25 protein-coding genes are annotated in these 26711 nt (G+C 59.0%); all 25 read right to left on the reverse strand.

The genetic code is table 11. The annotated features are described in order from the left end of the window. Position 1: 1 nt before the first annotated feature. Positions 2–397, reverse strand: coding sequence for a Rieske 2Fe-2S domain-containing protein (locus I6F37_RS33775; protein WP_225129574.1), 396 nt, complete (start codon positions 395–397; stop codon positions 2–4). Between the two features lie 478 nt (positions 398–875). Beyond that, complete coding sequence (locus I6F37_RS33780; protein WP_225129576.1) at positions 876–1715, reverse strand: host specificity protein; 840 nt, start codon at positions 1713–1715, stop codon at positions 876–878. 893 nt (positions 1716–2608) lie between these two features. After that, positions 2609–2905, reverse strand: coding sequence for a ferredoxin III, nif-specific (gene fdxB / locus I6F37_RS33785; protein WP_225129578.1), 297 nt, complete (start codon positions 2903–2905; stop codon positions 2609–2611). A gap of 12 nt (positions 2906–2917) precedes the next feature. Further along, positions 2918–3118: a CCE_0567 family metalloprotein gene (locus I6F37_RS33790; RefSeq protein WP_225129580.1), complete on the reverse strand. Its 201-nt coding sequence runs from the start codon at positions 3116–3118 to the stop codon at positions 2918–2920. Continuing rightward, the gene (locus I6F37_RS33795) at positions 3115–3591 is read right to left on the reverse strand and encodes a NifX-associated nitrogen fixation protein (RefSeq protein WP_225129582.1); all 477 of its coding nucleotides are present in this window, start codon (positions 3589–3591) and stop codon (positions 3115–3117) included. The genes I6F37_RS33790 and I6F37_RS33795 overlap by 4 nt, the downstream gene beginning before the upstream one ends. Before the next feature lie 6 nt (positions 3592–3597). Next, positions 3598–3993, reverse strand: coding sequence for a nitrogen fixation protein NifX (nifX, locus tag I6F37_RS33800; RefSeq protein WP_225129584.1), 396 nt, complete (start codon positions 3991–3993; stop codon positions 3598–3600). After that, positions 3990–5399 (reverse strand): nitrogenase iron-molybdenum cofactor biosynthesis protein NifN, encoded by a 1410-nt coding sequence (gene nifN / locus I6F37_RS33805; RefSeq protein WP_225129586.1) that lies wholly within the window; start codon positions 5397–5399, stop codon positions 3990–3992. Before nifN ends, nifX begins: the two co-directional genes overlap by 4 nt. A 9-nt stretch (positions 5400–5408) precedes the next feature. After that, positions 5409–7055 (reverse strand): nitrogenase iron-molybdenum cofactor biosynthesis protein NifE, encoded by a 1647-nt coding sequence (gene nifE, locus I6F37_RS33810; RefSeq protein ID WP_225129588.1) that lies wholly within the window; start codon positions 7053–7055, stop codon positions 5409–5411. Positions 7056–7150: 95 nt separating this feature from the next. Further along, positions 7151–8707: a nitrogenase molybdenum-iron protein subunit beta gene (gene nifK / locus I6F37_RS33815; protein ID WP_225129590.1), complete on the reverse strand. Its 1557-nt coding sequence runs from the start codon at positions 8705–8707 to the stop codon at positions 7151–7153. Positions 8708–8773: 66 nt separating this feature from the next. After that, positions 8774–10276, reverse strand: coding sequence for a nitrogenase molybdenum-iron protein alpha chain (gene nifD / locus I6F37_RS33820; protein WP_225129591.1), 1503 nt, complete (start codon positions 10274–10276; stop codon positions 8774–8776). 465 nt (positions 10277–10741) lie between these two features. Then, entirely contained in the window at positions 10742–11989 is a 1248-nt protein-coding gene (locus tag I6F37_RS33825) for a cysteine desulfurase (RefSeq protein ID WP_225129593.1), read from the reverse strand. Continuing rightward, positions 11986–13308, reverse strand: coding sequence for a Fe-S cluster assembly protein SufD (gene sufD / locus I6F37_RS33830; protein WP_225129595.1), 1323 nt, complete (start codon positions 13306–13308; stop codon positions 11986–11988). Before sufD ends, I6F37_RS33825 begins: the two co-directional genes overlap by 4 nt. A 19-nt stretch (positions 13309–13327) precedes the next feature. After that, a complete protein-coding gene (gene sufC, locus I6F37_RS33835; protein WP_225129597.1) occupies positions 13328–14080 on the reverse strand; it encodes a Fe-S cluster assembly ATPase SufC in 753 nt (250 codons plus the stop codon). Positions 14081–14145: 65 nt separating this feature from the next. Continuing rightward, positions 14146–15642 carry a Fe-S cluster assembly protein SufB gene (gene sufB, locus I6F37_RS33840; RefSeq protein WP_225129599.1) on the reverse strand — a complete coding sequence of 499 codons (1497 nt, stop codon included), beginning with the start codon at positions 15640–15642 and terminating at the stop codon, positions 14146–14148. Positions 15643–15836: 194 nt separating this feature from the next. Continuing rightward, on the reverse strand, positions 15837–16031 hold the full coding sequence (locus I6F37_RS33845; protein WP_225129601.1) for a 4Fe-4S binding protein: 195 nt from the start codon (positions 16029–16031) through the stop codon (positions 15837–15839). Between the two features lie 706 nt (positions 16032–16737). Then, positions 16738–17850 carry an alanine dehydrogenase gene (gene ald / locus I6F37_RS33850; protein ID WP_225129650.1) on the reverse strand — a complete coding sequence of 371 codons (1113 nt, stop codon included), beginning with the start codon at positions 17848–17850 and terminating at the stop codon, positions 16738–16740. 392 nt (positions 17851–18242) lie between these two features. Beyond that, positions 18243–19289 (reverse strand): hydrogenase expression/formation protein HypE, encoded by a 1047-nt coding sequence (gene hypE / locus I6F37_RS33855; protein WP_225129602.1) that lies wholly within the window; start codon positions 19287–19289, stop codon positions 18243–18245. Then, the gene (gene hypD, locus I6F37_RS33860; RefSeq protein ID WP_225129604.1) at positions 19286–20428 is read right to left on the reverse strand and encodes a hydrogenase formation protein HypD; all 1143 of its coding nucleotides are present in this window, start codon (positions 20426–20428) and stop codon (positions 19286–19288) included. Before hypD ends, hypE begins: the two co-directional genes overlap by 4 nt. Next, positions 20425–20610, reverse strand: a complete 186-nt coding sequence (locus tag I6F37_RS33865; protein ID WP_306469171.1) for a HypC/HybG/HupF family hydrogenase formation chaperone — start codon at positions 20608–20610, stop codon at positions 20425–20427. The genes hypD and I6F37_RS33865 overlap by 4 nt, the downstream gene beginning before the upstream one ends. A 49-nt stretch (positions 20611–20659) precedes the next feature. Continuing rightward, positions 20660–22915, reverse strand: a complete 2256-nt coding sequence (gene hypF / locus I6F37_RS33870; protein ID WP_225129607.1) for a carbamoyltransferase HypF — start codon at positions 22913–22915, stop codon at positions 20660–20662. Positions 22916–22928: 13 nt separating this feature from the next. After that, positions 22929–23867 (reverse strand): hydrogenase nickel incorporation protein HypB, encoded by a 939-nt coding sequence (hypB, locus tag I6F37_RS33875; protein ID WP_225140385.1) that lies wholly within the window; start codon positions 23865–23867, stop codon positions 22929–22931. After that, on the reverse strand, positions 23867–24208 hold the full coding sequence (hypA, locus tag I6F37_RS33880; protein WP_225129612.1) for a hydrogenase maturation nickel metallochaperone HypA: 342 nt from the start codon (positions 24206–24208) through the stop codon (positions 23867–23869). The genes hypB and hypA overlap by 1 nt, the downstream gene beginning before the upstream one ends. After that, the gene (locus I6F37_RS33885; RefSeq protein WP_225129614.1) at positions 24201–25295 is read right to left on the reverse strand and encodes a hypothetical protein; all 1095 of its coding nucleotides are present in this window, start codon (positions 25293–25295) and stop codon (positions 24201–24203) included. The genes hypA and I6F37_RS33885 overlap by 8 nt, the downstream gene beginning before the upstream one ends. A 100-nt stretch (positions 25296–25395) precedes the next feature. Further along, a complete protein-coding gene (locus tag I6F37_RS33890) occupies positions 25396–26250 on the reverse strand; it encodes a hydrogenase expression/formation protein (RefSeq protein WP_225129652.1) in 855 nt (284 codons plus the stop codon). Further along, on the reverse strand, positions 26250–26582 hold the full coding sequence (locus I6F37_RS33895) for a hypothetical protein (protein WP_225129616.1): 333 nt from the start codon (positions 26580–26582) through the stop codon (positions 26250–26252). Before I6F37_RS33895 ends, I6F37_RS33890 begins: the two co-directional genes overlap by 1 nt. Positions 26583–26711 lie beyond the last annotated feature (129 nt).

The raw sequence follows: 26711 nt of genomic DNA on the forward strand, positions 1-26711 counted from the left end.
TTCAGTTGTTTGGCGATGCATCGTCTTCGACAAGACGCACGCCGAGGACACAGATATCACCATCCAGAACTGCCAACGCGATCGGCGTGAGCGCTCTACCCTGACATGGACCTTCGACGCACCGCCCGGTGCCGAGTTCGAAGGTCGAACCGTGCTTGCCGCACATCAGCCGGATGCCGCAAGGATCCAGGAATTGGTTCTGCTCCCAATCCAATTTGACGCTGTTGTGCGGGCATTTATTGACATAGCCAAGCACTTTTTTGCCCCAGCGCACCACAATGATGGACCACGGCCGGTGATTGCCGTCATCTTCAACGACCATAAGATGGAATCCCATGGCTTGGCGGCTCGGAATGTCGTTAAAGCCGCAAATTGCATAGATGGGATTTGGCTGCATTCATACTCGCTTATTGCAAGGCGCTTTTCATTGCGTTGTGCAATCAACGTGCAAGAAGTGTGCAAGTGCCTGAGCGGATCGTGTCTGTGGTAATCCAATGCGCAAGCTTATTGCAGCTCACCCCATTACCAACGCACAATTAGGCCAGTTCGTTCGACGATTGGGCCGTGCTGCCCTTCCATGAAGCCCGCCCAGCTACAGCTTTCGGCTTCAAGCATTCTGCACGATTTGCCGGATAGCTACATGCGGTGGCTGGTCGTTGCTGCTCGTTGATGGCCACGGCCGTGGCAACCCCGTTAGGGCCCCTCGGATCGCCTATCCCCCGCGAGCATCGTAAGAGCCTCGGAGAGGGGCTAGACGGTCGTTTCGGCCGCCGGGGCGACGCTGCGAGCGTCGCCCCTTGAAGTAAGACCATTGCGTCCGCTATAGAACGGTCGAAAGCCCATCATTTCAGGCCCGGTGCTGCTATGCAGCCAATTTACTCGAGGGGCATTCGCCTAAGAGCGCGCTCCAGGTAAATTGAAGCGCCGTCGTCCGAGGAATCCGAGTCGTAGCTTCTCTGAGGACCGACATCACTGCCCCCAGCTTTGGAAAGATACTTCGTAGGCTTGTCTACACGCTGCCACTTGTCATTCTCGTTCTTCGTCCACACTTCGGGATTTTGGTGAGGATCAAGCACCCAGTGGTTACGGCCCACGTGAACAAAACCCATGTCCGCAAGGCGGGGTTCCATGCCTGGTAAGGCCGGCCTCGACATGATCAGCGGATGGTCGCCGTCCTCTCGCAGTAGATGTTGTAGCAAGATGTCGCCAGCGTTCTCGACAAGCGGATGAGTTACCCTAAGATCTACCACGGACGTGATATCGTTCCGCCCAAACTGTTGTTGAAATTGGTCTCCTTTGATCCGAACCGGGCCTCCTGCTCTTAATAGCCCGACAATTTCGTCGCCCAACCGGTAGCTGTAAAATCGTGCTGGCTTATTTGGATCGTCGTAGGTGTAGGCGTAACTTCCAGCAACGGTTGCTGCGCGCTCAGCCTTCTGGGAGACGAAATCTGAGTATTCCTGTGGGTTCTCGGCGATCTGCATGATATCGCTGCGCAAGAACCTCTCGACTCCTCTCCTGAAGGTTTCGCGGTCGGGGATCTCTCTAATGGGCGGTTCGGAAACGAGAGAGTATGACGCCGCTGGTTCGGATGACGACCCACTTGGCTCCATCCCTGCAACTGTTTCCGCAAATCGGGGACTATCTCCCGCTTCTGACGAATCGTCATTACCGGTTGTGAACTGGCTGGATGAGCCAACGATTCTGCCATACATCAGACCGCTCTCCTATGAGAAAAGTTGCACGCAATCGAGCTCGCCCACGCGCGGCTCTGCCTGCGAGGATAGAATTCCTAGCTGACCACAACCTGACCAAAGCACTCAGCGTTTACACGTGGCTACCCCGCGCAGTCTGCGCGTAGCTGCGACTAGCCGCGATCTGTGGGTGGAATCGCACGTAATATCGGCGGCTACGATCCGTCGAAGAAACCGATGCTTATGATAATGACTTGCACGTTCCTATTAGCAGATGGGTTACCCCGCCCGACCACGTACATCGACCCATGAACCCGCAACGAGAATTAGAGACCTGCGTGCCAATTGTTCCGCGTCCTGATTTTGCGATGTGCGCTCGATGCCCATGTGGGGCAGCGAAATGTCGTCCCCGCTGGGCGTGTGCAAAAGACCAACTAAGGTGTTCCCGGCGCATCCCGTCCCTGTAGAATCGACCATCTAGGCAGACACCATTGTCCACGATCGGCGGCGCGGCGGGAACATAAGCTTCTCCTGATCCGCAAGCAGACATGCACAGGATCCGCTCGGATCAAATCGCCAGATGTAGTGGCTAACTGCCTTTCAAAGTAGACTCCTCGGCCTCAATCATGACAGGCTTCAATCCACCTAGTGCGGCGCGAGGCGCAGCTCGCCTCCTACGAATACGCGAACCTTGGGGACGAGTGGTTCGTGAGCAACGGATATTATGCCGGCATGACATAGCCCGAGGCGCCAACCATCGCCTCGGTAATGCTTACGCTTTCGCCGCTCGATCTTGCTATTCGATGCTTGGTCGACATCCTTCTGGCATGCCGTCCTCACCTGAGTTCACCTGATCACAATTGCGCCTTGCCTCACGTATATCTCGCCTGCCACAACAGGACGAGTGTGTTCGCTCACGCTGCTTCAGGTACCGCCAAAGTGTGCGTCTGGCAGTTGGCCGGGCAAACCCTGGCGCATGCACCGCAGCCGATGCAGGCGCCTTGATCATTCAGAACCATAATTTTCTTTTCGATCTCATCGTCCTCGTCGTCGAGGTCGACAAGTTCGCCTCCCTCACCGATTCCTTTCAAAGTCATGACATCTCGACCGCACACCTTGAAACAGCGGCCACAGCCGATGCATTTCTTTGCATCGATCGTGATCAAGTATTGTGGCGTCCAGTCGCGTCCGTCTCGTGTTTGGAACGACATGCATTGCCCCTTTTAAGTATTCTCTAGCGCCTTCAAGGCGAGACTCTCGCGCTCAAGTTCGGCATAAGCATCGTACGCCTTCTGCGCGACCACCATGATCGAGGTCCAGTTGATGGGCAATTCTTCCGAAAGGTCGTGCAGATCCAGCTTGGCCTGTATCGCCTTGGCGGACACTTTCCTTAGTTCGGCCTTCAGTGTTTCACGATCGCTCATGAATATCCCCAATAGTTCGCCACGTCCGGAAATTTCCGAATCAGGCCGATTCCGTCGCTGACACATTTGTCGCCCTGCTGCGCGAGCTTCACCAAACTATCAAATCCGAAGCGATACACATCGCGCAGCTGCTTGTTCACGGCGATCAGACGGCCTGAGATGAGCACCATGCGGGCGAATCCTTCATGATGCAGATCCAGAATCGGCTGGGTCATCGCGCCGGTCTCCCTCTCGATCGAGAGCGCGACCGCATCGAAGAAAAGCTTAAGCCGCCACAGTGGATCGGGATCAGGATCACCGATAATCGGCAATGCGCGCCGTTTCTCCTTGTCCAGAATATAGAGTTCGAGCAGATCGAGATCGCTCCTCGCCTCCAAGGCTCCGTTGGTGTCCTGAGCACGCCAAACCTTGATCAACTCCACGAGGAACGGCGCGTCGGCGGCGTTTCCCTGCTGCTCTATTTTAGCGGTCATATCACCTCATTCGTCGAACTCGAAGGTTCGCCGTCGGTCTTTTGCCATAGCCTTGCGTAGCCAGGGAGGTGGCGTGCCCTTCAGTACGCGCTCGAGTTTCTCGAGCAACACCAGAATGCTTTCTGGCTTGTTCACCTTGATAGGATGGATCTTGTTGGCGACCACTCGCGCAGCCCCAGCACCGCCAATGGCGCCGACGTAAAGGATTGCGCAATCCTTGATTGCGTCGATCTTGGGCGCCAACTTGTCGTCGTTGCCGTCTTCCTTTAGATCGCCCTCAAACTCAACCGCTTTGAGAAACACGTGCCCGCTAGGCGTGACATCGTAGATCGCGATATTCTTTGCCCAACCAAAATGGGCATCGACGCGTTTCAGGTCCTGAGTGGCAAACGCGACCTTCATGCACTCGACCTCTCAGCTGCGCCGGTGGAACTGCGATATCCCGAGCATCGCGGCGATCCGGCCGCAGTTCGCCATTTGTCGGGCGTAGGCCGATCGTTCTCCTCACGATGCGCGATCACGAGATTGGCGATATCGAAGACCAGATTGCGGGTACCACGATAGCCCACGGATAGTTGGTGTCCCGCACCAAGTCGGTCGAACATCGGAAAACCCGTACGATAGAACGGGACTTTCAGCCGAGCAGCCGCTTGCCTGCCATGCGAGTGCGTGATCAGCAGGTCGCAATGCTTTGTTTTGGCAAGCCCTTCCAGATCCTCGAGATCGCCAATGAGTACCTCCTTGGTCTTAATCCGCTCGATCACCCCCGACTGAGTGGTCGTCACGGCCGCCGTCACCTGCGCGCCCATATCGTGGAGCATGCCGGATAGATCGAACAGGAGGTCTGGCTCAGCGCCGATCGCAACTTTGCGACCGCCAATATGGAAGTGCGCGTCCAGCATTGCATCGGCGAGCTGACCGCGCTGGCGCCGATACTTCAACGGTATGGGGCGACCGCTGATCTCGCTCAAGAACGTCATGAATTCGTCATTCGGACACAGGCCACACAACCGCTCGAAGACACGAAAAGGCACGCCGGTCTTGCCCTGCATGACCTCTGCCGCCCGCTGCATCTGCGCGCCGATCGCAATTGTCCACCCGGCGCGGCCCATGCTCGCAATTTCGTCGACGCTGATGCCGCCGATGGTCGTTGGCGTAAACTCATCGGGGATATGCCCATCGAGCGATCCCGCCAGATCAGGGAGGAAGGACGGGATCAACCCGAAATCCTCCAGTATGACACGGAGTTCATCAAGGTCGCCGGGCGTGAGGTGACATCCCGGCAGAACATTCACCTTCGATGGATCCCGCAGGCCGCTGGCGTTGGGCCCTTCCACCAGCACCTCCACAATGCGCGCCACAGCCTTTTCCCAGCCGTCCTGGAACGCGCCCTTGAAATCCGGCGTCGAGACATACACCAGTGGCAACTTTGCGAGTTGCGGATGATTGCTCCGGATTAGCTTGAGGTAGGCATCCACATCGTCGCCGTTGGTCTCGGTGATACCGGTCGAGCAGATTCCGATGATCTTTGGCTTGGTTCGGTTATAGATGTTCAGTATAGCGTGCTCGAGATTCTCATAGCCGCCGAGTACGGTCGCGACCTCGCTCATCGCGGTGGTCTGCAGCGGTACTGCCTCTTTGAAATGCCGGACAAAGAGCGTGAGACCGAAGGATGTGCACCCCTGGGAGCCGTGCAGAAGCGGCATCGCCCCGCGCAGCCCCATGAACGCGAATGCGCCGCCGATCGGCTGACTCATCTTCAGCGGGTTGACAGCGCACGCTTTTGTCGGCGCCGTGACGATTGCCATGACGCCTCGCTATTCTGCGGCCTGTCGCATGGCAGATGGTTCGGACACCAAGATATCTTCGATGCGTCTTTGGCAGCAGCCACCGACCGCATTGGTATGCTCTCTGACCGCTGCGACGCTCTTCAGGCCGTGCGCATAGATTGCATCCTCAATCGTGCCCAAATCGACTCTGTTACACACGCAGATCTTCCTCGCGCGGCGCGCGGTTTCGGCGAGCGCCGGATCGCGGGCGATCGCGGCCATCGGCGATTGTATCTGCACCATCGCCTTGGCCAATGCTTCCCATGGTGCCGGTCGACGTAGCTGCTCCCACATCGGACTGGAGAGCGAATTATCGATCTCCTCCACCAGCTTGACCATTCCGACATAGCCCATATAGGCGTGGCAACGCTCCTGGTTGATATCGAGCCAGGGCATCGCCGCTTTCAGCGCGACGAACTGCGACTTGCCGCCCGATAGCATGATGTCCGCTTTTGCGTCCTTCAACATCTTATACATTTCGCGCGGCGTCATGTCCTCGATCATGTGGGCATCCTGCCCCATGAGCTCCTTGATGCGCTCCTTGTCCTTCCTGGTTGATTTCTTGACGCTGGTTCCGACTAATTCAAGCCCTGCTTCCTGGAGTGCCGCAACGACCGACCACGACTTGACGCCGCCGGTAATCAACAAGGCCTTCTTACCTTCGAATCGCGGCTTGTACGGCTCTATCGCAGCCCACGCCCACGCTTCCTCGCGCGCGATCACTGCTTCGGTGCGCCCGAGCAGATCTGTCGGCGCGCCGCGTTCAACCAATAAGCGGGCAAGCTGACGCAGCGATTCGCTCGAATCTTGAATACCGTAGAACGACCCCTCGAAGAACGGGATCCCGTAGCGTTGCTCCATCTTGCGTGCGACGTTGATCATGGACTTTGAGCACACCAACATCGCCGCCCGCGCGCGATGAGATGACGCGACTTCGCGATATTTGCCATCCCCGGAGATGCAGGAGAGAATCCGTACTCCAAGCTCGTCTAGCAATGGCTTCACTTGCCAGAGCTCTCCCGAAAGGTTGTATTCCCCGATCAGGTTGATGTCATACGGCGTGGTATAGTCCGGTTCTTGCGTCCCGATCACATACTCGAGCAAGGCCTCGCCGGCGAGCTTGTTACCGAGGTTCTTCGAGCCGACGAAGCCCGGCGAATTGATCGGGATCACCGGCTTTGCGAACCTTTGAGATGCTGCCTTACAGACTGCGTTGATGTCGTCGCCGATCATCGCCGGAATACAGGTTTGATAGACGAAGATGGCGGGCGGGTCGCACTTCTCGATGATCTCCTTGATCGCTTTGCAGAGCCGCTTCTCGCCTCCGAATACAATATCGGTTTCGCTCAAATCGGTTGTGAATGCAGTGCGCCACAGATTCGCGCCGGACGACGCCGCGCCGCGATTGTCCCAGGAATTTCCTTCGCACGCGATCGGACCATGCACCAAGTGAGCGACGTCGGTGAACGGCTGCAACGCAATCTTGGCGCCATCGAAAGCGCAGCCGCCGGCAGCGCTACCCGGCTGCAGCTGTTTGGTGCAGCCGTTCTTGCGTTCAGCCTCCGACTTACTGCCGTTCTTGGCGCAGCCCGGCTCGTCGAAAATATTCTGGAGCGTGGCCGCTAGTGAATTCATCCTTTTTCCTCTCAGCGCAAACTAATTGCGTGGTCAACCCTCGTGTGCTTGTGTCATTTCAAGTGCTTTGGCGATGGCACGCGCACGGTCGCTCATCAACGAATGATATCGAAACTGTAGTCAGTTTTGCCAAGAACGTTTGTCTTCTTGTCCATCTCATCGAAGATCTTGTCCAGGATCTTCACCAGCACATTCAAGCCGCCCTGATAGCCCCACAGGGGGGAGCGGTGATGATGATGCCGATCAAAAACGGGAAAGCCGATGCGGATCAGTGGCGTTCCAGTATCGCGCTCCAGATACTTGCCATAGGTGTTGCCAATCAGAAAATCGACTGGCTCGGTGAACAGGAGTGAGCGCATGTGCCAGAGATCTCGGCCCGGATAGGCTTGGCAGCCCTGCCCAAATGGCGAGCTTGCAAGCAGCACCTGCATTTTTTCGTGCCACGCCTTGTTGCCGTTGGTGGACAGCACATGGGTCGGTTCGGCGCCGAGTTCGAGCAGAAACCCAGCCAACCCATAGCAAAGATCCGGATCGCCATAGATCGCGAACTTCTTGCCATGGATATGCGCGCTGGAGTCAGCGATCGCGTCGACCAGGCGGCCACGTTCTCGCGCGAGTTGCTCGGGAATCTCCTTGCCGCTGATGCGTGACAGCGCCAGGATAAAGTCATCCGTTGCCGATAAGCCCACGGGGTAGTTGAAGGATACGACGTCCTGTCCATGCTCAGCCACGAATGGCAGCGTTTTTTCGGTGCACCACTGCTGCATGGAGATTGTCGCCTTGGCGTGAACCGCGTTGGCCGCATCTTTCAGGGTCGTGCCTCCGTCATACATCCGGAACTCGCCGTCTGTCGGAGTATCGAAAACGTCAGAATTGTCCGCTAGAATCGTGTGCTGGATGTCCATTAACGCCAAGATGCGCTTGATCTCGCGAAGGTTTCCGACGGTATAGCCATCGAACCCACCAATGATGTTGATCGCCCCGTTCTGCTTGCGCTCCAGCTTCGGCGCTGTTCCGGCCTTACCGTCCCAAAAATGCTCCAGAATGCCCTTGAGCGCATTGTCATAACCGGTAACGTGGCTGCCGACGAACGCTGGCGTGTGGGCGAATGGCACGTCGAAGTCTGCCGGAACCGAGCCTTTTTCTTTCGACGTCTTGATGAAGGCGTTGAGGTCATCGCCGATCACCTCGGCCATGCAGGTCGTCGAGACCGCAATCATCTTGGGCTTGTACATGTTGTAGCTGTTCGCGAGCCCGTCGATCATGTTGTTCAGGCCGCCAAATACGGCAGCGTCTTCCGTCATCGACGAAGAGACGCAGGAGCTAGGCTCCTTGAAGTGCCGCGACAGATGGCTGCGGTAGTAAGCCACGCAACCTTGAGAGCCGTGGACGAAGGGCAGCGTGCCCTCAAAGCCAACAGAGGCGAATACGGCGCCAAGCGGCTGGCATGCCTTGGCCGGATTTACCGCTAGCGCCTCCCGCGCAAAGTTCTTCTCGCGATATTCGGCCGTTTTTGTCCATTCCTTGATACGCTCGACCTCGGCGGGATCGCGAGGATTCTCGAATATCTTCTTCTTAGCCAGCATCTGCTGGTATTCTGGACCGCGGAACAGCTCGAGATGATCGAGCACGTGTTCGGCACTCTGCGCCATTGTTGAAATCCTTCACTATCGAGGTTGGTGTCGCCCCGGCTTTCCCAAAGAGCGAGATAAGTTGATTTATTCAGCAGCCAGGAGCTTCGCCCTCGAAGCTTGATTCCAGGGGGCCTTCGTTTTCTTCCAGACCGGCGAGTTGATCGCCATGTCCATGTCGCGCGCAAAGATCGCAAAGCCGTCATAGCCGTGATATGGGCCCGAATAGTCCCAGGAGTGCATCTGCCGGAACGGCACACCCATCTTTTGGAAAATGTACTTTTCCTTGATACCCGAGCCGACGAGGTCAGGCTGGAGCTTTTCGACGAAGCGCTCGAACTCATAGCCATTGACGTCATCGTAGATGAGCGTGCTGTCCTTTACGTAATGCTGAGCTGTGCGCTGATAGTCGTCGTTGTGACCGAACTCGTATCCGGTGCCAATGACTTCCATCCCGAGGTCCTCGTATGCACCAATCACATGACGCGGACGGAGCCCGCCGACGTACAGCATCACCGTCTTGCCCTCCAGGCGCGGGCGATATTTTGCGATCACAGCGTTCACCAGCGGCTGGTACTTTTCAATCACCCGCTCGGCGCCTTCCTTAATCTTGTCGTCGAAATAGCCCGCAATCTTGCGCAGAGACTCTGCGATCTTTGAAGGTCCGAAGAAGTTATACTCGCACCAAGGGATACCGAACTTCTCTTCCATGTGGCGTGAGATGTAGTTCATGGAACGGTAGCAATGCAGAATGTTGAGCTTTGCTTTCGGGGTTGCCTCGAGCTCAGCCAGAGAACCGTCGCCGGACCACTGCGCGATCACCCGCAGGCCCATCTCCTCCAGCAGAATTCGTGATGACCAGGCGTCGCCGCCGATATTGTAGTCTCCGATGATCGCAACATCGTACGGCGTCGGCTCAAACTTTGGTTTGCCATCCGGCTCGAGCTGGTCGAAAATCCAATCGCGCACCGCGTCGTTGGCAATGTGGTGGCCTAGTGACTGCGACACACCCCGAAAGCCCTCACAACGGACCGGCACGATGGTCTTGCCGCCATATTCCTTGGATTTCGCTCTTGACACGGCCTCGATGTCGTCACCGATCAATCCGATCGGGCATTCCGATTGGATCGTGATGCCGTTGTTGAGTGGAAACAGCTCCTGGATTTCGTCAAGAATTTTGACCAGCTTTTTGTCGCCACCGAATACGATATCCTTTTCCTGGAAGTCGGAGGTGAACTGCAGGGTCACGAAGCTATCGATGCCCGTCGTGCCAACGTAATAGTTGCGTCGCGAGCCCCACGAATACTGACCGCAGCCGACCGGGCCATGGCTGATATGAACCATATCCTTGATCGGTCCCCAGACCACCCCCTTTGACCCTGCATAGGCGCAGCCTCTGATCGTCATCACGCCGGGTATGGATTTGATGTTGGACTTCACCCCGCAGTCTGATTTGCCGGCTTGGTGAACGTTGAGGTGCTTGGCACGCCGTTTCGCGGTTTTCTCCGGATAGACCTTCAGCACCTCCTCGATCAGCTCTTTGTTGCGAGCCCTGATTTCTGCGATGCTCTGGGTCGTGGCGAGACTCATCTGATGTCCTTCAAAGGTTAGCTGTTGCGAGGGCGGCTTCTTGCCAAGACTTCTGCAACCAGCATGCCAGCATCTCGTGAGCACAAAAAACAGAGCAATCAAAATCGCTTAGCGCGCCTCGTGCGGTGATAGGGGGTGTTGTTGCGAACCCGACATCACGCTTTGGGCAGAGAACTCTTGGCTTGGCCCTGTTCGAAATGGAACAAGGGCTGGTTATGGGTGAAATTGCCCGCCCAATACTCGAGCGTGTCCGCGATCGCAATACTCTGCAATCGGCGCTCGCCGAAAGCGGCCGAACAGGAAGACCGGCTGCAAGGCCGAGTGGCCTACACAGGCTCGCCAATGCTATCTATGCCTGCTGAGATCTACAGGTGCTTACGTGCTACGATGACGATGAGGTGCATGACCTCATGCTCCAGATCTCAATGCGAGCTGCCTCGCCACCCGGCGTCGTAGGCTCGCCGATCACGATAACAGCTGCCGCGCCTTGATAAGCGCACGCACGAGCACATCAATCTCTTCACGTGTATTGTAAAGTCCGAGTGACGCACGGCACGTCGCCAGCACGCCGAAGCGCTTGAGCAGCGGCATCGCACAATGGGCCCCCGCCCGCATCGCTACACCAGCGCGGTCGACGACGGTAGCAATATCATGGGCATGCGTACCCTTCATATCAAAGGAAATGATCGGCCCCTTCTCGGCCGGGGTCCCGATCATGCGCACGAAGTTGATGTCCGTCAGCCTCTCCTGCGCGTAAGCGAGCAGTGCGCGCTCGTGCCTGCGGATTTGCACCTTGCCTATTGAGTTGATGTAATCGATAGCCGCCCCTAAACCGATGGCTTCGACGATCGGCGGCGTACCCGCTTCGAAGCGATGTGGCGGATCACCATAAATGACGCCGGAACGCGAGACGTCGCGGATCATCTCCCCGCCGCCATTGAAGGGCGGCATCCATGCCAGATGCTCAGACTTGCCGTAAAGCACACCGATCCCCGTCGGACCATAGAGCTTGTGGCCCGTCATGACGTAGAAATCGCAATCAATGTCGCAGACGTCGGCGCTCAGATGGACGCATCCTTGCGAGCCGTCGACCAGCACCGGGATACCACGAGCATGCCCGATCCTCACCACGTCTTTCACCGGCAACACCGTGCCGAGCACGTTCGACATTTGTGTGATTGCAACCATCTTGGTGCGCGGGGTCAGCAGTCGCTCAAAATCATCGAGCAAAAAGTTTCCGTCATCATCCACTGGGGCCCATTTGATCACTGCACCGAGTCGTTCCCTGAGAAGGTGCCATGGCACAATGTTGGAGTGGTGTTCCATAATCGAGAGAACGATCTCATCACCCGCGCTAATGCGTTCACGGCCAAACGTCTGCGCCACCAGATTGATTGCCTCCGTGGCGCTCCGGGTGAAGATGATCTCTTCGTTTAAATGCGCGTTCACAAACCGCGCCACCTTGGCACGGGCGTCTTCATACGCCTCCGTCGCCGCGTTAGCGAGGTAGTGCAAGCCGCGATGAACGTTGGCATATTCGCTGGAGTACACCTGCGTCATACGGTCAAGCACCGCGTTGGGCTTTTGCGCGGATGCAGCGTTATCGAGGTAAACAAGCGGCTTGCCGTACACCGTCATGGCGAGCGCAGGAAAGTCTGTACGCAGACGGTTGACCTCGTAAATGCCATTGCTCACGGCGGTATGTGCGCTCATCGCCCCGCCTTTAGCCAGTGTTCAGCTTGCGCCGTCACAAAATCGCGCAGATTCTCGGAAGTGATCTCCTCAATCGACTCGCCAACGAACGCTTTAATCAGCAACATCTGCGCATCCTTCTCTGATAGCCCCCGGGCGCGCAGATAGAACACGAGAGTGTCGTCCAGCGCACCCGATGTCGCTCCGTGGCCGCAGGTCACGTCGTCGGCCAAGATTTCGAGTTCCGGCTTGTTGTCGACCTCGGCCTGGTCGGATAGGAGCAACGCTCGCGTCGTCAGGGTGGCGTCCGTTTTCCGGGCGGCGGGACGAACGATAATTCGGCCCTGAAACACCGAGCGACCGCAATCGTCTACGACCGCGCGGAACTTCTCCCGACTGGTGCAATGTGGCATGGCGTGGTCGACCACGACCGTTGTGTCCGCGTGGAGCTTGTCCCTGATGAGATTAACCCCATTCGCCGAGAGCTTGGTTCCCTCGCCGGCCAGCGTGATGAATCCCTGATAGCGGCTGATGGAGCCGCTGCAGGTCATGCTGAAGAGGTCGAGCTTAGCCCTGGCGCCGACTGCGATGATCGCCGACGAGATGTTCACGGCGTCAGAGGCAGCAGCTGCCACGCGGATATACGAAAGGCTCGCCTCGTCACCAACCAGGGCGATTATCGCATCGTTGGCTTGATAGCCACTCGCGCGTTCAGCCGGGACGAAACTTTCTACGATGGCCGCATGCGCTCCTTTACCGAGTTGCAGATAGCAACGTGTAAAGGTGGACACCGACAGTCCGGTTGCGACGTGAACGATTTGAATTGGACGCTCCACCGCATTGCCGTCGGCGACCGTAATCACCAAGCCATCTGTCGCCATTGCGGCGTTGAGCGCGATCGCCGAGTCGCTCGTCGTCGACAGCACCAGACCGGCCATGCCCCCAGTAGCCGAGTTCTCCAGAACCTCTCGCAGCGACCGCACAACGACTTCGTTTTCCAGCCTGCCGAGATCGGATAGCTCCGGCGCGAATATGCCATCCACCAAAACCAGTTTGACCGCCTGATCGGCAGCCACTTGCTTGACCGAGACCTTTGCGCGCACCAGCGCCTCCGCATCCGGCCGCGGAGCGAGTGGCAGCACCTCGCTGATCAGGGCGCGCAGATCTGTGTATTTCCAATCCTCCATGCGCCGATGCGGGAGGCCGGTACGCTCGTAGACCTCGAATGCTCTCGCCCGTATTTGGGGGACAGGGCCTGCACCAGGCAGCCGTCCACGCGCCGCAGCGAAAACATTGCCCATTGCGCGTTCGGCGTCGGCTTTGACCAAAACCTGCTTCATCGGGAAGTCCCTAGAGCCGTCAGGCCGCGTCTTCGAATTGGGCGTAGCCACAAGCCTCGAGCTCCAGCGCGAGTTCCTTGCCGCCACTCTTCATGACCCGCCCTTTCGACATCACGTGCACAATGTCCGGCACGATATGCTCGAGAAGCCGCCGATAATGAGTGATCACGATCATCGCTCGTTCCGGCGAACGTAAGGCGTTGATGCCACTGGCGACGATACGCAGCGCGTCGATATCGAGGCCGGAATCGATCTCGTCAAGGATGCACAGGCTCGGCTCGAACAACGCCATCTGCAAAATTTCGTTGCGCTTCTTCTCGCCGCCGGAGAAGCCGACATTGACGCCGCGCTTGATCATGTCCCGGGGAATGTTGAGCGAACCGGCCACCTCGCGGACTCTTTTCAGAAATTCGGGGGTGGAGAATTCCTGTTGGTCGCGCGCCTTGCGCTGGGCGTTCAGTGCCGCGCGCAGGAAGTTCATGGTGGTCACGCCGGGGATCTCGACTGGATACTGGAATGCTAGGAACACGCCCTTGGCGGCGCGTTCATTTGGCTCCATCCGCAAGAGGTTCTCGCCCCTGAACAAGATTTGTCCGCCGGTGATCTCATAGCCCGGCTTGCCGGCGATGACGTGCGAGAGCGTCGATTTGCCGGAGCCGTTCGGCCCCATGATCGCGTGCACTTCACCGGCATGGACGCTAAGATGCAGCCCGCGAATGATTTCGCGGTCTTCGACACCAAGATGCAAATCTCGGATTTCGAGTAGCGCCATTCTGATCTGCCCCCTGAAATGCGTCGTCTGGCGAGCCGCATTCGAGGGGCTCGCGGGAGGTTTCGTTATCCAACGGATCCGTCGAGCGAGATCGAGATTAGCTTCTGCGCCTCCACTGCGAACTCCATGGGCAGTCTTTGCAGAACTTGCTTGACGAAGCCGTTGACGACGAGGCCCACCGCTTCTTCCTGGCTGAGCCCGCGCTGGATGCAGTAGAACAGCACGTCCTCGGAGATCTTCGAGGTCGTTGCCTCGTGCTCGAAGGTTGCCGAGGAGTTCTTGGCCTCGATGTACGGCACGGTGTGCGCGCCGCATTTGTCGCCGATCAGCAGCGAGTCGCAGGCCGTGAAGTTGCGCGCCCCGGTCGCCTTGCGATGCGCGGTGACGAGACCGCGATAGGTGTTCTGCGACTTGCCGGCGGCGATGCCCTTGGAGATGATCCGGCTCGACGTGTTCTTGCCGAGATGGATCATCTTGGTGCCCGAATCGACCTGCTGGAAGCCGTTCGAGATCGCGATCGAATAGAACTCGCCGCGGGAATTGTCGCCGCGCAGGATGCAGCTCGGATATTTCCAGGTGATGGCGGAGCCGGTCTCGACCTGGGTCCAGGAGATCTTGGAGTGGTTGCCGCGGCAGTCGCCCCGCTTGGTGACGAAATTGTAGATGCCGCCCTTGCCTTCCGAATTGCCGGGGTACCAGTTCTGCACCGTCGAATATTTGATCTCGGCATCGTCAAGCGCGACGAGCTCGACCACGGCGGCATGCAGCTGGTTCTCGTCGCGCTGCGGCGCGGTGCAGCCTTCGAGATAGGAGACGTAGGAGCCCTTGTCGGCGATGATCAGCGTGCGCTCGAACTGGCCGGTGTTGCGCTCGTTGATGCGGAAATAGGTCGACAGCTCCATCGGGCAGCGCACGCCCGGCGGCACATAGACGAATGAGCCGTCCGAGAACACCGCCGAGTTCAGCGTCGCATAGAAATTGTCCGAGGTCGGAACCACCGAGCCGAGATATTTCTGCACCAATTCAGAGTGCTCGCGGATCGCCTCCGAGATCGGCATGAAGATCACGCCGGCCTTCTTCAGCTCCGCCTTGAACGTGGTGGCAACCGAGACCGAATCGAACACCGCATCGACCGCGATCTTGCGCCGGGCCGGATCTTCCTCGCCGACCTTCGGCTCGACGCCTTCGAGCATGGCGACTTCCCGCAAGGGGATGCCGAGCTTCTCGTAGGTTTTCAGGATCTCCGGATCGATCTCGTCCAAAGACGAGACCGTCTTCTTCGGCTTCGGCGCCGCGTAATAATAGAGATCCTGGAAGTCGATCTTGGGATAGTCGACGCGGGCCCAGGTCGGCTCCTGCATGGTCAGCCAGCGCCGATAGGCCTCCAGCCGCCACTGGAGCATCCAGGCGGATTCGTTCTTTTTCTGTGAGATGAATTTTACGATCTCTTCCGACAGCCCCTTGGGAGCCTTCTCGGTGTCGATCAGGGTCTCAAACCCATAACGATACTGGTCGACGTCGATGCGCTTCACGCGCTCGACCGTCTCTTGTACGGCTACCATTGCCCGCTCCACTCACGCAGCGACAACTCCCGCCGGCGAGGATAGCGCCGCAATCTCTCTGAGCGGATCGTGCAAGTCGCCGCCAACTCTGGGCCAGCGAGTGAGAGAAACAGGACACGGATCCAAACGGCGGCGGCTGACGATAGCCTCTTCATCATGCTTCGCGCCGGAGCTCCTCTCATCGGCTACCCCACCTATGCCGGCACGCAGGTATCGGGCACCGGGCAAACGACCACGCATTGCGGCGCGTCAAAATGCCCCTCACATTGCGTACACTGGGTCGGATTGATCACATATATATCGTTCTTCAGGCTGATCGCGGCATTGGGACATTCGAACTCACACGCACCGCAGACGGTGCACTGGGATGCGATTATCTTGTAGGCCATCACTGCGATTCCATGAGCAAAAGTTGCGCGACAGTTTCTTGCTTTCAAGTCTTGTGCCAGACAGTTAACCTTGATTTGTCTGGGCTATTTTCGATAACGCAAGTCGCCGCCTCGACACGGTGTCGCAATTCCTACAACGCGCATGACAGCAGCTTGATCTCGATGCCGTGGTTTGCGCATGGTCGATCTCTCGGCAGTCAGCGATCAGGTGAACCGCGTTAGCCAGCCTGCGATGCATCCTAAGGTGGTCGTGCCGCGGCTATGATCGATGCGCCGCGCGACTTCACAAGGTTCTCCGCCGGTGTATCAGGTCGACCCCAAGCCCCAGTCACGGGACACCGGCGGCCTCGGCGACGGCACCGCGATAAACAGCCCGCGCAGTCATCACCGGTCCGGTCGGCGTTCCACAGCCAGCCAGAAAGGGTCGCGGCGATCGCGCCAGATAAAGTCGCCCGTGATTGCGGGTCCCCTGCGGACCCGCGGGACGCATTCTCAATTGCCTTCGATTACCTGGCAAGACCGGCATTCATATGCGCTGTATGGGCGAACGTACATTGTCTCGCATCGTGCGAGCGACTGAAGCCGGCGCTCGTCTGGTGATCCTTCACTTATGCCGACGGCGGTCAGCAGATCGATGGAGCCAAAAAAAAGCCACCCCGAGGGGTGGCCTAAGTCAGGGAGGAAACGCCCATAAGGGCCTCTGGGATCAGGCCGCAGCCTGTTCGATCGGTGAGAAGGGCAGCCCGAGGCTTTCGGCCACCGCTTTGTAAGTTAGTCGGCCCCGATGGACGTTGAGGCCCGCGCGCAAATGCGGATTTTCGAGCACGGCGGAAAAACCTTTGTTGGCCAGAGCCAAACCAAACGGCAGCGTCGCGTTATTCAGTGCCTGGCTCGAGGTCAGCGGTACAGCCCCAGGCATATTGGCCACGCAATAATGAATGACGCCATCCACTTCGTAAGTAGGATCAGCGTGGGTGGTTGGGTGCGATGTCTCAAAGCAGCCGCCCTGATCGATAGCGACATCCACGAGCACCCCCCTCTTGCGCATCGAGCTCAGCATGCTCCGGCGGACCAGCTTCGGCGCGCTCGCACCTGGAACGAGCACCGCACCAATCACCACATCCGCCGCAAATACCTCTTCCTCCACGGAGTCGATAGTCGAAAACCTGGTGCGAACGCGTCCTTCGAATAGCTCGTCCAGCTCGCGGAGCCGGCGTATCGAACGGTCGATGATGGTCACTTCTGCGCCCAGACCGACCGCCATGCGTGCCGCGTGCGTACCAACGACACCACCTCCGATCACCACGATACGGGCAGGCTGAACACCGGGCACCCCACCGATCAACAGCCCTCGTCCGCCTGCACTCCGCTTCAGGGCGCTACCCGCCGCTTCGATCGCAAGCCTACCCGCGACCTCGCTCATCGGCGCCAGCAGCGGAAGACCACCATGCGCATCAGTTACGGTCTCATAGGCGATCGCGGTGCATCCAGATTTCAGGAGGCCCTTGGCCTGATCCGGGTCGGGGGCCAGATGCAGATAAGTGAAAAGGATCTGATTTTCCCGCAGCTGACACCATTCGGACGGCTGAGGCTCCTTAACCTTTACGATCATCTCGCTCGATGCGAATACCTCAACTGCGGAAGTTAGAATCGTTGCGCCAGCATTGCGATAATCGTCGTCGGTTGCACCAATGCCAGCGCCGGCATTGGTCTCGATCATCACGCGGTGGCCCGCTGCCACGTATTCGCGGACAGCTCCCGGGGTAAGGCCGACGCGATATTCGTGCGCCTTGATTTCCTTGGGGACTCCGACCTTCATTTGAAAACTCCCTACCTGGAGCGCCTTTCTAATCGGAAGCGAGCAGGGATATTGCGACGCAGCCGTCAAAATGACGCAGAAATTCAGCGATATTTGGCAAGCTTCGCAGGATTTCAAACCCACTGGTGCCGAGCGGATCGAGTGACCATGCTCGCTGAGCTTAACCGTCGAAAATGCGTGATCGCGATGAAGTTTCGAATTGCGTTCTCGGCTCGTGAAAAAGCTAACAACCGAAATCCAGCCTCGCCGAAACTTCTTGAAGAGCCGAGTCGCAGTGTGCCGGTTGGGTAGACTTGCCCATAGAAGGGATCGTTTCCAAAGCTGATGGCGCTTGGCTAATGACCATTGATCATAAATTTGGTTTCCAAAAAACTGGACGATGCGCAACGTGTTCAACAGATCCGAGGCAATTGTTCGCCCCACAACCAATCAACGATTCGCCGGCCGCCGAAACCGGTCGCCATCTGCACAAATTTCCGATCGTCAGCCACCGCCTCGCCAATATCAGCTGCATCGGACCCGAGCGGGTGCGCCTTCATGGCTGCAAGCACGGCATCGGCCAAATCAGGCGCGACGATCGCAACGAGCTTGCCCTCATTGGCGACATGGATCGGATCGAGACCAAGGAGCTCGCAGGCAGCTGCAACCGCGGGCTTCACCGGAATGGATGTTTCCTCCAGATGGAACCCGAGGTCAGATTGATGCGCAATCTCGTTGAGGGTCGCGGCAAGCCCACCCCGCGTCGGGTCGCGCATCACCCGGATGCTGCTACCGCCGGCGGCAACCATGACCGCTACGAGATTATGCAACGCTGCGCAATCCGAGACGACCTCGGTTTGAAAAGCGACGTTCTGACGTTTTGACATGATCGCCACCCCATGATCGCCGACGCTACCGGACACCAGCACACGGTCCCCGACCCTTGCCTTGTCGGCGGAGAGATCGAGCCCATCGGCCACAATCCCGATGCCGGTCGTAGAGATGAACAAACCATCGGCCTTGCCGCGCTCGACCACCTTGGTGTCTCCGGCAATGATGTAAACGCCAGCGCCGCGCGCTGCCGCGCCCATCGAATCCGCGATCGCCTTCAGATCCGAAAACCGGAAGCCCTCCTCGATGATAAAACTGGCCGACAGATAGAGGGGACGCGCGCCGGACATCGCGACATCATTGATCGTGCCGTGCACAGCCAGTGACCCGATATTACCGCCCGGAAAGAACAGCGGGGAAACCACATAGCCGTCGGTCGTCATCACCATCCTGCCTGCCGCAACGTCAAACGCGGACTGATCATTGCAGCGGGCGAGCCATTCATTACCAAAGGCTTGGTGAAAAAGGCCGGAGATCAGCTGTGCCATGGCACGGCCCCCGGATCCATGGGAAAGATCAACGCGTCCGTTCTCGATGTCGAGCTTGCGTTGATAAGCCTTTACGCTCATGACGTCCGCCTCAACTGTTCATCGCGAACTCGGCCGTAGGCCCAATACGCCGCACAAGCGCCTTCTGATGACACCATGCAGGATCCTATGGGAGTTTCCGGCGTGCAGACGGTTCCAAACAGCTTACAGTCGACCGGCCGCTTGGCGCCACGCAAGATCGCGCAGCACTCGCATGCCGGATTGTCTGCGATACGCAGGTCGTGGATCGCAAAACGCGTCTCGGCGTCGAATTGCGCGTAAGCCTGCTTCAGCTTCAGTCCGCTGTTGGGGACGAGTCCGAGCCCTCGCCATTCAAACTGCTCGCGCAGTTCGAATATCTGCGATACCTCCTCCTTGGCGCGCCGATTGCCTTCACGCGTCACCGCACGACTGTATTGGTTCTCTACCTCGTAGCGATCTTCGTTCACCTGCCGCACCAGCATCAGGATCGCCTGCATCACATCGAGCGGTTCAAAACCCGCGATCACGATCGGCTTGCCGAATTGTTCCGCCAGAGGCTCGTAAGGCTGCGTGCCAATAATGGTGCTCACATGTGCAGGCCCGATGAAGCCGTCGATTGGAACCCCGCCGGTGTCGCGGATTTTGGGGTTCTCGAGAATGCTGTGCATCGCAGAGGGTGTAAGCACGTGATTGCAGAACACGCTGAGGCCCTTCAACCGCTTCTTCTCGGCAATCCGGATCATCACCGCCGTCGGAGGGGTAGTGGTCTCAAATCCAATGGCAAAGAAGACCACCTCGCGGCTCGGCGCCTGTTCGGCGAGCCGGATAGCGTCGAGCGTCGAGTAGACCATCCGAATGTCTGCGCCGAGCGCTTTGGCTCGCAACAGGGACTGTCCTTGCGACCCAGGCGCGCGCATCAGGTCGCCGTAGACGCACAGAGTGACCTCTGGTCGGTCGACGAGCCGGATCGCCATATCAATTCGGCTGGCGGGCAGAACGCAGACGGGACAACCGGGCCCGTGGATCATGCGAACGTTCGCGGGCAGCAGATCCTCCAGGCCGTAGCGGGAGATCGCATGAGTGTGTCCGCCGCAGAATTCCATGAACCGATAGGCTCTTTGCGAACTGACCTCGGCGCCAATCGCACGCGCAATTCCCTGCGCGATGGCCTTGTCGCGAAATTCGTCGGCATATTTCATGATCGGCGTTCTCCTGCACTGCCTAGCTCCTGCAGGAGCTCCAGCGTGCGCTTGGCTTCCGTCGGATCGATCTTGGCCAGCGCATAGCCGACATGGACAAGGACGCAATCGCCGACCTCGAGCTCGTCGATGAGAGCAATCGATATCTCCAGGCTGATGCCATCGATGGACACCGTAGCCATGTCGTTGGGATGAATTTTCACAATCCTTGCCGGCACTGAAAGGCACATATCAGGCTGTTCCTTCCCTGGCGGACGACCGTTGAGCAATCTGCAGAGCGGCAATCCAGGCCTGGCCAAGGCTCAAACCGCCATCATTGGGCGGCACCCGCCGTGGCACGAGCGGGGTAAGGCCGGCAGCGCTGCAACCGCGCGGGATCTCATCAGCCAGCACCGCGTTCAGGAAGCAGCCGCCGCTCAGAACGACAGTATTAACGCCGGTTGTCCGCGCAGAGCGTGTGACCCAGTCAACGCAGGCGGCAGCGAAGGTGCCATGAAAAAGCCCGGCTCCGCCCACGGCGTCAATGTCATGTGCAATCAGCTGCGCAAACAGCGGACGAAGCGACAGCACGCCGCCGTCGATCGTCCAGCCGGCTTCGAGAATCGCAGTCCGCCCCACCAGCGCCTCGAGCTTCATCGCCGCTTCGCCCTCATAGCTCTGCAAACTCGCAATCCCCAGCAGCGCCGCTGCCGCGTCGAACAACCGGCCCGCACTGGTCGTGGTGGGCCCGCCCGGCTGATCGAGCAAGGCCGACACACATCCAGCCCGCCTTTGCGCCGCAAAGCGCGGCCCGATTTCATTACCCCGGCCGAGCCCGTGTAGTACTGCGCTCGCCATGCGCCAGGGCTCGCGAGCTGCACGATCTCCACCAGGCATTTGCAGCGGCGCTAAGTGCCCGATGCGTCGGCACCTCGGGCCTTCGCACAACAATAGTTCGCCACCCCAGTTGCCGCCGTCGGAACCAAAGCCATGGCCATCGAGCACCAGGGCAAGCGCAGGTCCCGCATGGCCATGCTCGGCGATCACTGCGGCAGCGTGTGCGTGGTGATGTTGGACAGCCACCAGCTCGCGGCCATTTGCTTCCGCAAACCGGGTAGAAACCATATCGGGATGCAGATCATGGGCGACGACGACAGGCTCCACGTCAAGGCTCGATGTGAGGTGTCGGATCGTCTCCTCGAACGCACGAACGCCTTCGGCCGTATCCAGATCGCCAATATGCTGAGAGACGAACGCTTGGTTGTCCCGCGTGATGGTGATGGTCGATTTCAGCGCGCCGCCGACGGCGAGCACGGGGGGCACAGACTTCGGAAGCCTGATGGGTTCGGGAACATAGCCACGGGCACGACGAATGAATTGTGGCCGGCCAGCCACCACTGACACCACGGAGTCATCAGCACGCGTCAGGATATCGCGGTCATGGGTCACGACAAGGTCGGCGATCTCATCGAGCCGCCGCAGCGCCTGCGCGTTGTCGATCAGGAGCGGTTCGCCGCCAAGATTGGCACTGGTAGCCACGATGACCGCGCCGGCCCCCGCCCATGCACCTGCCGAGCGAAGCGCATGAAAGATGAGGTGATGCAGCGGCACTATAGGCAGCATGACACCCACACGTGACAAGCCAGGAGCTATGTCGGGCGCCAGGTTGTTTCGCGAAGGCAGAAGGACGATGGGACGTGCTACGGATTCGAGCAGCGCAAGCTCGGGCACGTTCGCCTCCGCGATCTCGCTGACGCGCTCTATCGAATCGACCATAACCGCGAACGGCTTCTGAAGGCGCTGCTTTCTCCTGCGCAAACGCTGCACCGCGTCCTGGTTACGCGCATCGCAAAGCAGCTGGTATCCGCCCAGCCCCTTTATCGCCACGATTTGTCCACCCGCGATTGCCGCGACAATGGCGCTGATCTCATGGCTGAGCCGAGGACCGCATGTCGGACACGCGATCGCCTCCGCATGAAACCTGCGGCTCTCCGGATCGCCATATTCGGCCGCGCAGGCTGCGCACAGCCTAAAAACCCTCATGACGGTGTTGCGGCGATCGTAGGGAAGCCGTTCGGCGATGGTGTAGCGTGGGCCGCAATGGCAGCAACTGATGAAGGGGTAAAGGTAATGCCGATTTTCTGGATCGAACAGCTCACTGAGACATTGCTGGCAGACCGCAGCATCAGCGACGATCTGCGTTGACAATTTGCCGCCTTCGCTCGTGCCGATCGAAAAGTCTTTCGCCGCGAGCGCCGCAGTCTCCCGAACGCAGATGTGGTCGATGCGTGCCAATGGCGGCGCCTCGAGCGGCAACGTGGCGATAAACTCCGAGGCCCGATGCCCCTCGACCTCGATCGTAACACCGTCGGGGCCATTGATGACAAATCCCGCCAATCCGTACCGCATAGCGAGTCCATAGACGTAAGGACGAAAGCCGACCCCTTGTACGGCCCCACTCACGCGCACGCGTAGCCGTGTTCGGTCGCAGGAGGTTGCGGCGTTCATCGCCTTGTGTCCTCTACGATGGGCCTCTGGGCCTCGCCTGTCTATCGATCCAGGCGTAGAGCGCGCCAAACCCCTCGCCGGTACGAGCCGAAACTACAAGCACGTCAATCTTCGGATTGACGCGTCTGGCGTATTCGATCGTCTTACCCAAATCGAAATCGAGCAGCGGGGCTAGATCAATCTTGTTGATCACCATGAGCGAAGAAGCGGCAAACATATCAGGATATTTGAGCGGCTTGTCTTCACCTTCGGTAATCGACAAGACTACGATCTTGCAGGCCTCACCAAGATCGAAGGCTGCGGGACAGATCAGATTACCGACGTTCTCGATGAAGAGAATACCGCCAATCAGCAGCGGCAAGCGCCGATGAGCCTCGCCAATCATTGCAGCATCGAGATGGCAACCCTTGCCGGTGTTGACTTGAACGGACGGCACGCCGGCGGCCCGAATGCGTTCGGCATCGTTCGAGGTCTGCTGGTCGCCTTCGATGACCCCGACCGGACGGCTGCGCTTGAGCTCGGACACGGCGCGGACAAGCAGGGTCGTTTTACCTGCACCAGGACTAGACAGAAGATTAAATACAAGCAGGTCATCAGCTACGAAGAGCGCGCGGTTGTCCGCCGCAATCCGATTATTCTTGCCAAGAATGTCGCGCTCGATCTGAATGACCCGCTCTCTGCTCATGCCCGCAGCCTTCAAGCCAGCCGGCCCGGCGCCGCCGCTCAGCAGCGCCTGCCCGCCATGAGCCTGGTGATGGGCAAAGCGATGATCGTGACTATGACTGTCGCGAACATGGTATGAACGTTGCAGGCCTTGGTCGCCATGCGGATGGTAACCGCGATCGAAATCGTCCTGCATATCAACATAGTAACGCGCGTGGCTCTCCGCGTCATGCGCCTTGGCGCGTTCGGTCGACGGCGTCCCGTCGGTGCAGCCGCAAACGGTACACATCAATCGATCTCCAGCTCTTTCACGCGCATCTGTTCGCCCGCGGTTACCTGCAACTGATAGCTGCCGCAGCGAGGACAGCACTCACCGCGCCGTGCAATTTCAACGCTTTTCGAACAGCTCATGCACCAGACAATGCCTGGCCGTTCGACGATATTAAGGACCGCGCCCTCGGCAACGGTCCGCGTTGCAACGACAGCAAAGCAGAACCTGATCGCTTCAGGCGCAGCATGGCCCAGCGCTCCCATCTCTAGACAGACGCTCCGTACGCGCGAAAACGATCGGTGACGTGCCTCCTCCTCGATGATTTGAATGATGCCAAGACAAATCGCCATTTCATGCATCGCCAATTTCGCGAAAATTGAGGGTGAATCCGACGCACGGATCGAGCGATGCAATCACTGCATGGACTGCATCCCGACGCCGTCTAGCCGTCAGCACCGCGCCCTGCAGGCTGCGGACAAGCGGTCCGCGGCGGTGGAAATTCCACTCCGTCGGCGCAAGGAATTCGAAGCGGGATATCCGGCCCTGAGGATCAAGCTCAACCGCTTGGTAGAGACGCCCCCTGGCGCATTCGACCGCGGCCGCTGCACGGCCGGGCCCTAGCCTATATCTTTCGATAATCCCATGCTCCGCCGACTCAATCTGAGCACCGGCCTTGAGCCAGGCGCATAGCCGGAGGATTTCAGCAATTCTGGCCCTCAGCCGCTCGGCCGCTCCGGAGGGGCTCGGCGAGAGTTGATCACGCGCCATTTGGCGCGCCCATGGACCCGTCTCGGGCGCATGTCCGTCAAGATCGGGACAATGGCAAAATGTAGCGTCATCCACGAGCAGCCGTTTAATGATGTTGCGGTCGTCAGCAACGGACAGGAACGAGTGCTCCGCCGGAATTGACTTCAGGTCGATCTCATCAAGCGCTGCAATGCGAAGCGCCAATGGGCTACCGGATGTCAGCGCGCCACCCTCATTCGGTATGCCGAGCGCGGCCAGCGCAGCCACAATCCGCACCGTTGCTTCGCATTGAGTGGAGCCCCAGGGTGGCTGGGTGGTGCCGACAAGCGCTGAGATTTCCCGCATCACGGAGCGGACTGCCGCCGCACTGATGACGTCTTGCGCAAGATGTCCGACAAAGAGGCCCCTTAGCAAGTCCGCGATGCGCTCGGTAACGATAAGCGCAATACGATGCTGTTTTGTTGTGCGTGTGATCACTTCGTCGCGCGCCGTCTCGATCGCGGACAGCAGTGCGGTTTGCTGCGCAGCGGCACACAATGCGAAGAGCCGCGGCAGCACCTTAAGCAGCGACGAAGCTTGTTTGCCAGCGAACAGCTGCCCCAGCGGCGGCCGGACTCGCGGCAGGATCTCGACCGCGGCGACTACGTCGGCAGCAAGCGATACGGTGACATCGATCTTGTTGTGGGCAGCAAGGCTCATGCGCACCGCTCCGCAAACATCCTGCGCAAGGTATGCCGGCGGTCGCTGCGCACGCGCCGTCTACGGGATCCCCCCGGACGCCGAACGTTCTCCAAGCTCTTCATGTGACGTACGCCTTAATAATTTCCTGCATGCGTTCGGCAGAGTCCTGGAAATCCTCGTCGGCAGCCAACGCAACAATCGGCACGCCGCCGACCTCCAGCGTATCAAGGATGATGTTGTCCGTAGAATTGAAGAACTGCACCGACCAGACATTCCTGATCCCGGTCGCCTGCACTCGGCACGTTCCGTAACCGCGGAAGATGAGCTGGACCGGGCCATTGCCCAGGCTGAGCTGCAGGAATGCCAGATCGATAACGCTCATCGGCAGCAACGTGAGATTGATGACGTGAGCGCGCATGCCAAACCGCCAGACGCGCGACCGCTCGCGTATTTCCGCGAGCAAAGGTTGCACGTTCATCGCGCCGTCCGGCGCCGCGCGGATCACAATATCGGCGGACGTCAGGTCACTTGCGGCGCGCCGGACAATTTGCGGAATCGCTCCGACCTCGACATATTCGTGCGCCGGATCGGTCCCGATGCGCACGCGCCAGATTCCCGCAAGCACGGACTCCCGGATTTGCGCCAAAGTGCCATCTGGCAGCGCAACCACGCCAGCAATCTCACCTTCTCCGAGCACTTCGCCAATCAGCTTGCGCTCGGGATCGCTGAGATTCGCGAGTCCGTACTGTTGCGTCCGAGCGCCCCTTCTCTGGCTGGCAACGGCAGCAGCGGCATTCGATAAGAGCGCGGTGGCATTTGGATAGTTCCTTGCAAGCCCGTCGCCATCGCGCCAACCGCTGGCGAGCGCACTCCTCGACCCGCCATGGAATACATCGAGGCTCCCAGAGCCCATGGCAAGCTTGCTCGCCACCCGCTCGTCGCCGTCCGATGCAACGCGGAGCGCTGTTTTCATCATGCGATGTTCCGTTGGCTGTCTCGAGGAGCAATGCCCTTGCCGACACAAGTGCTGCCGGCGTGTGGCCGAACGATCGGTACCGAGATACGGCTGATCCTGACCAAACGGACCGGTCTCTTGCCGATCACGCGGAGTGTATTGCGCCGACGGCGCAGGCTCGGGCTCGACGGGCCGCGCAGGCCGAGCCGGCCGACCAGTTCGCCACCAACGCCGCCCGCAGGCACTGCGCCTTGCATGCGCCGCCGAAACGAGTTGACCATTTCAGGACGGAAGTACGCGGGCTTGATGATTCGGAGCAAATATAGGAGATCGGCCGGTGACTGCGGCATCACGTCCGCCCTCACGGGAGCGTGTGCGACTAGGCACGCACCTCCGCTGACGCCCCCCACCTCGGATGGAGCGGGCCGCGAAAGACCACGCTGCGCCGGCTGCAACTTCATCACACGCCTTCTGAAAAT

Origin of the sequence: Bradyrhizobium sp. NBAIM08, assembly GCF_020193935.1 — a bacterium.
Classification (GTDB): domain Bacteria; phylum Pseudomonadota; class Alphaproteobacteria; order Rhizobiales; family Xanthobacteraceae; genus Bradyrhizobium; species Bradyrhizobium yuanmingense.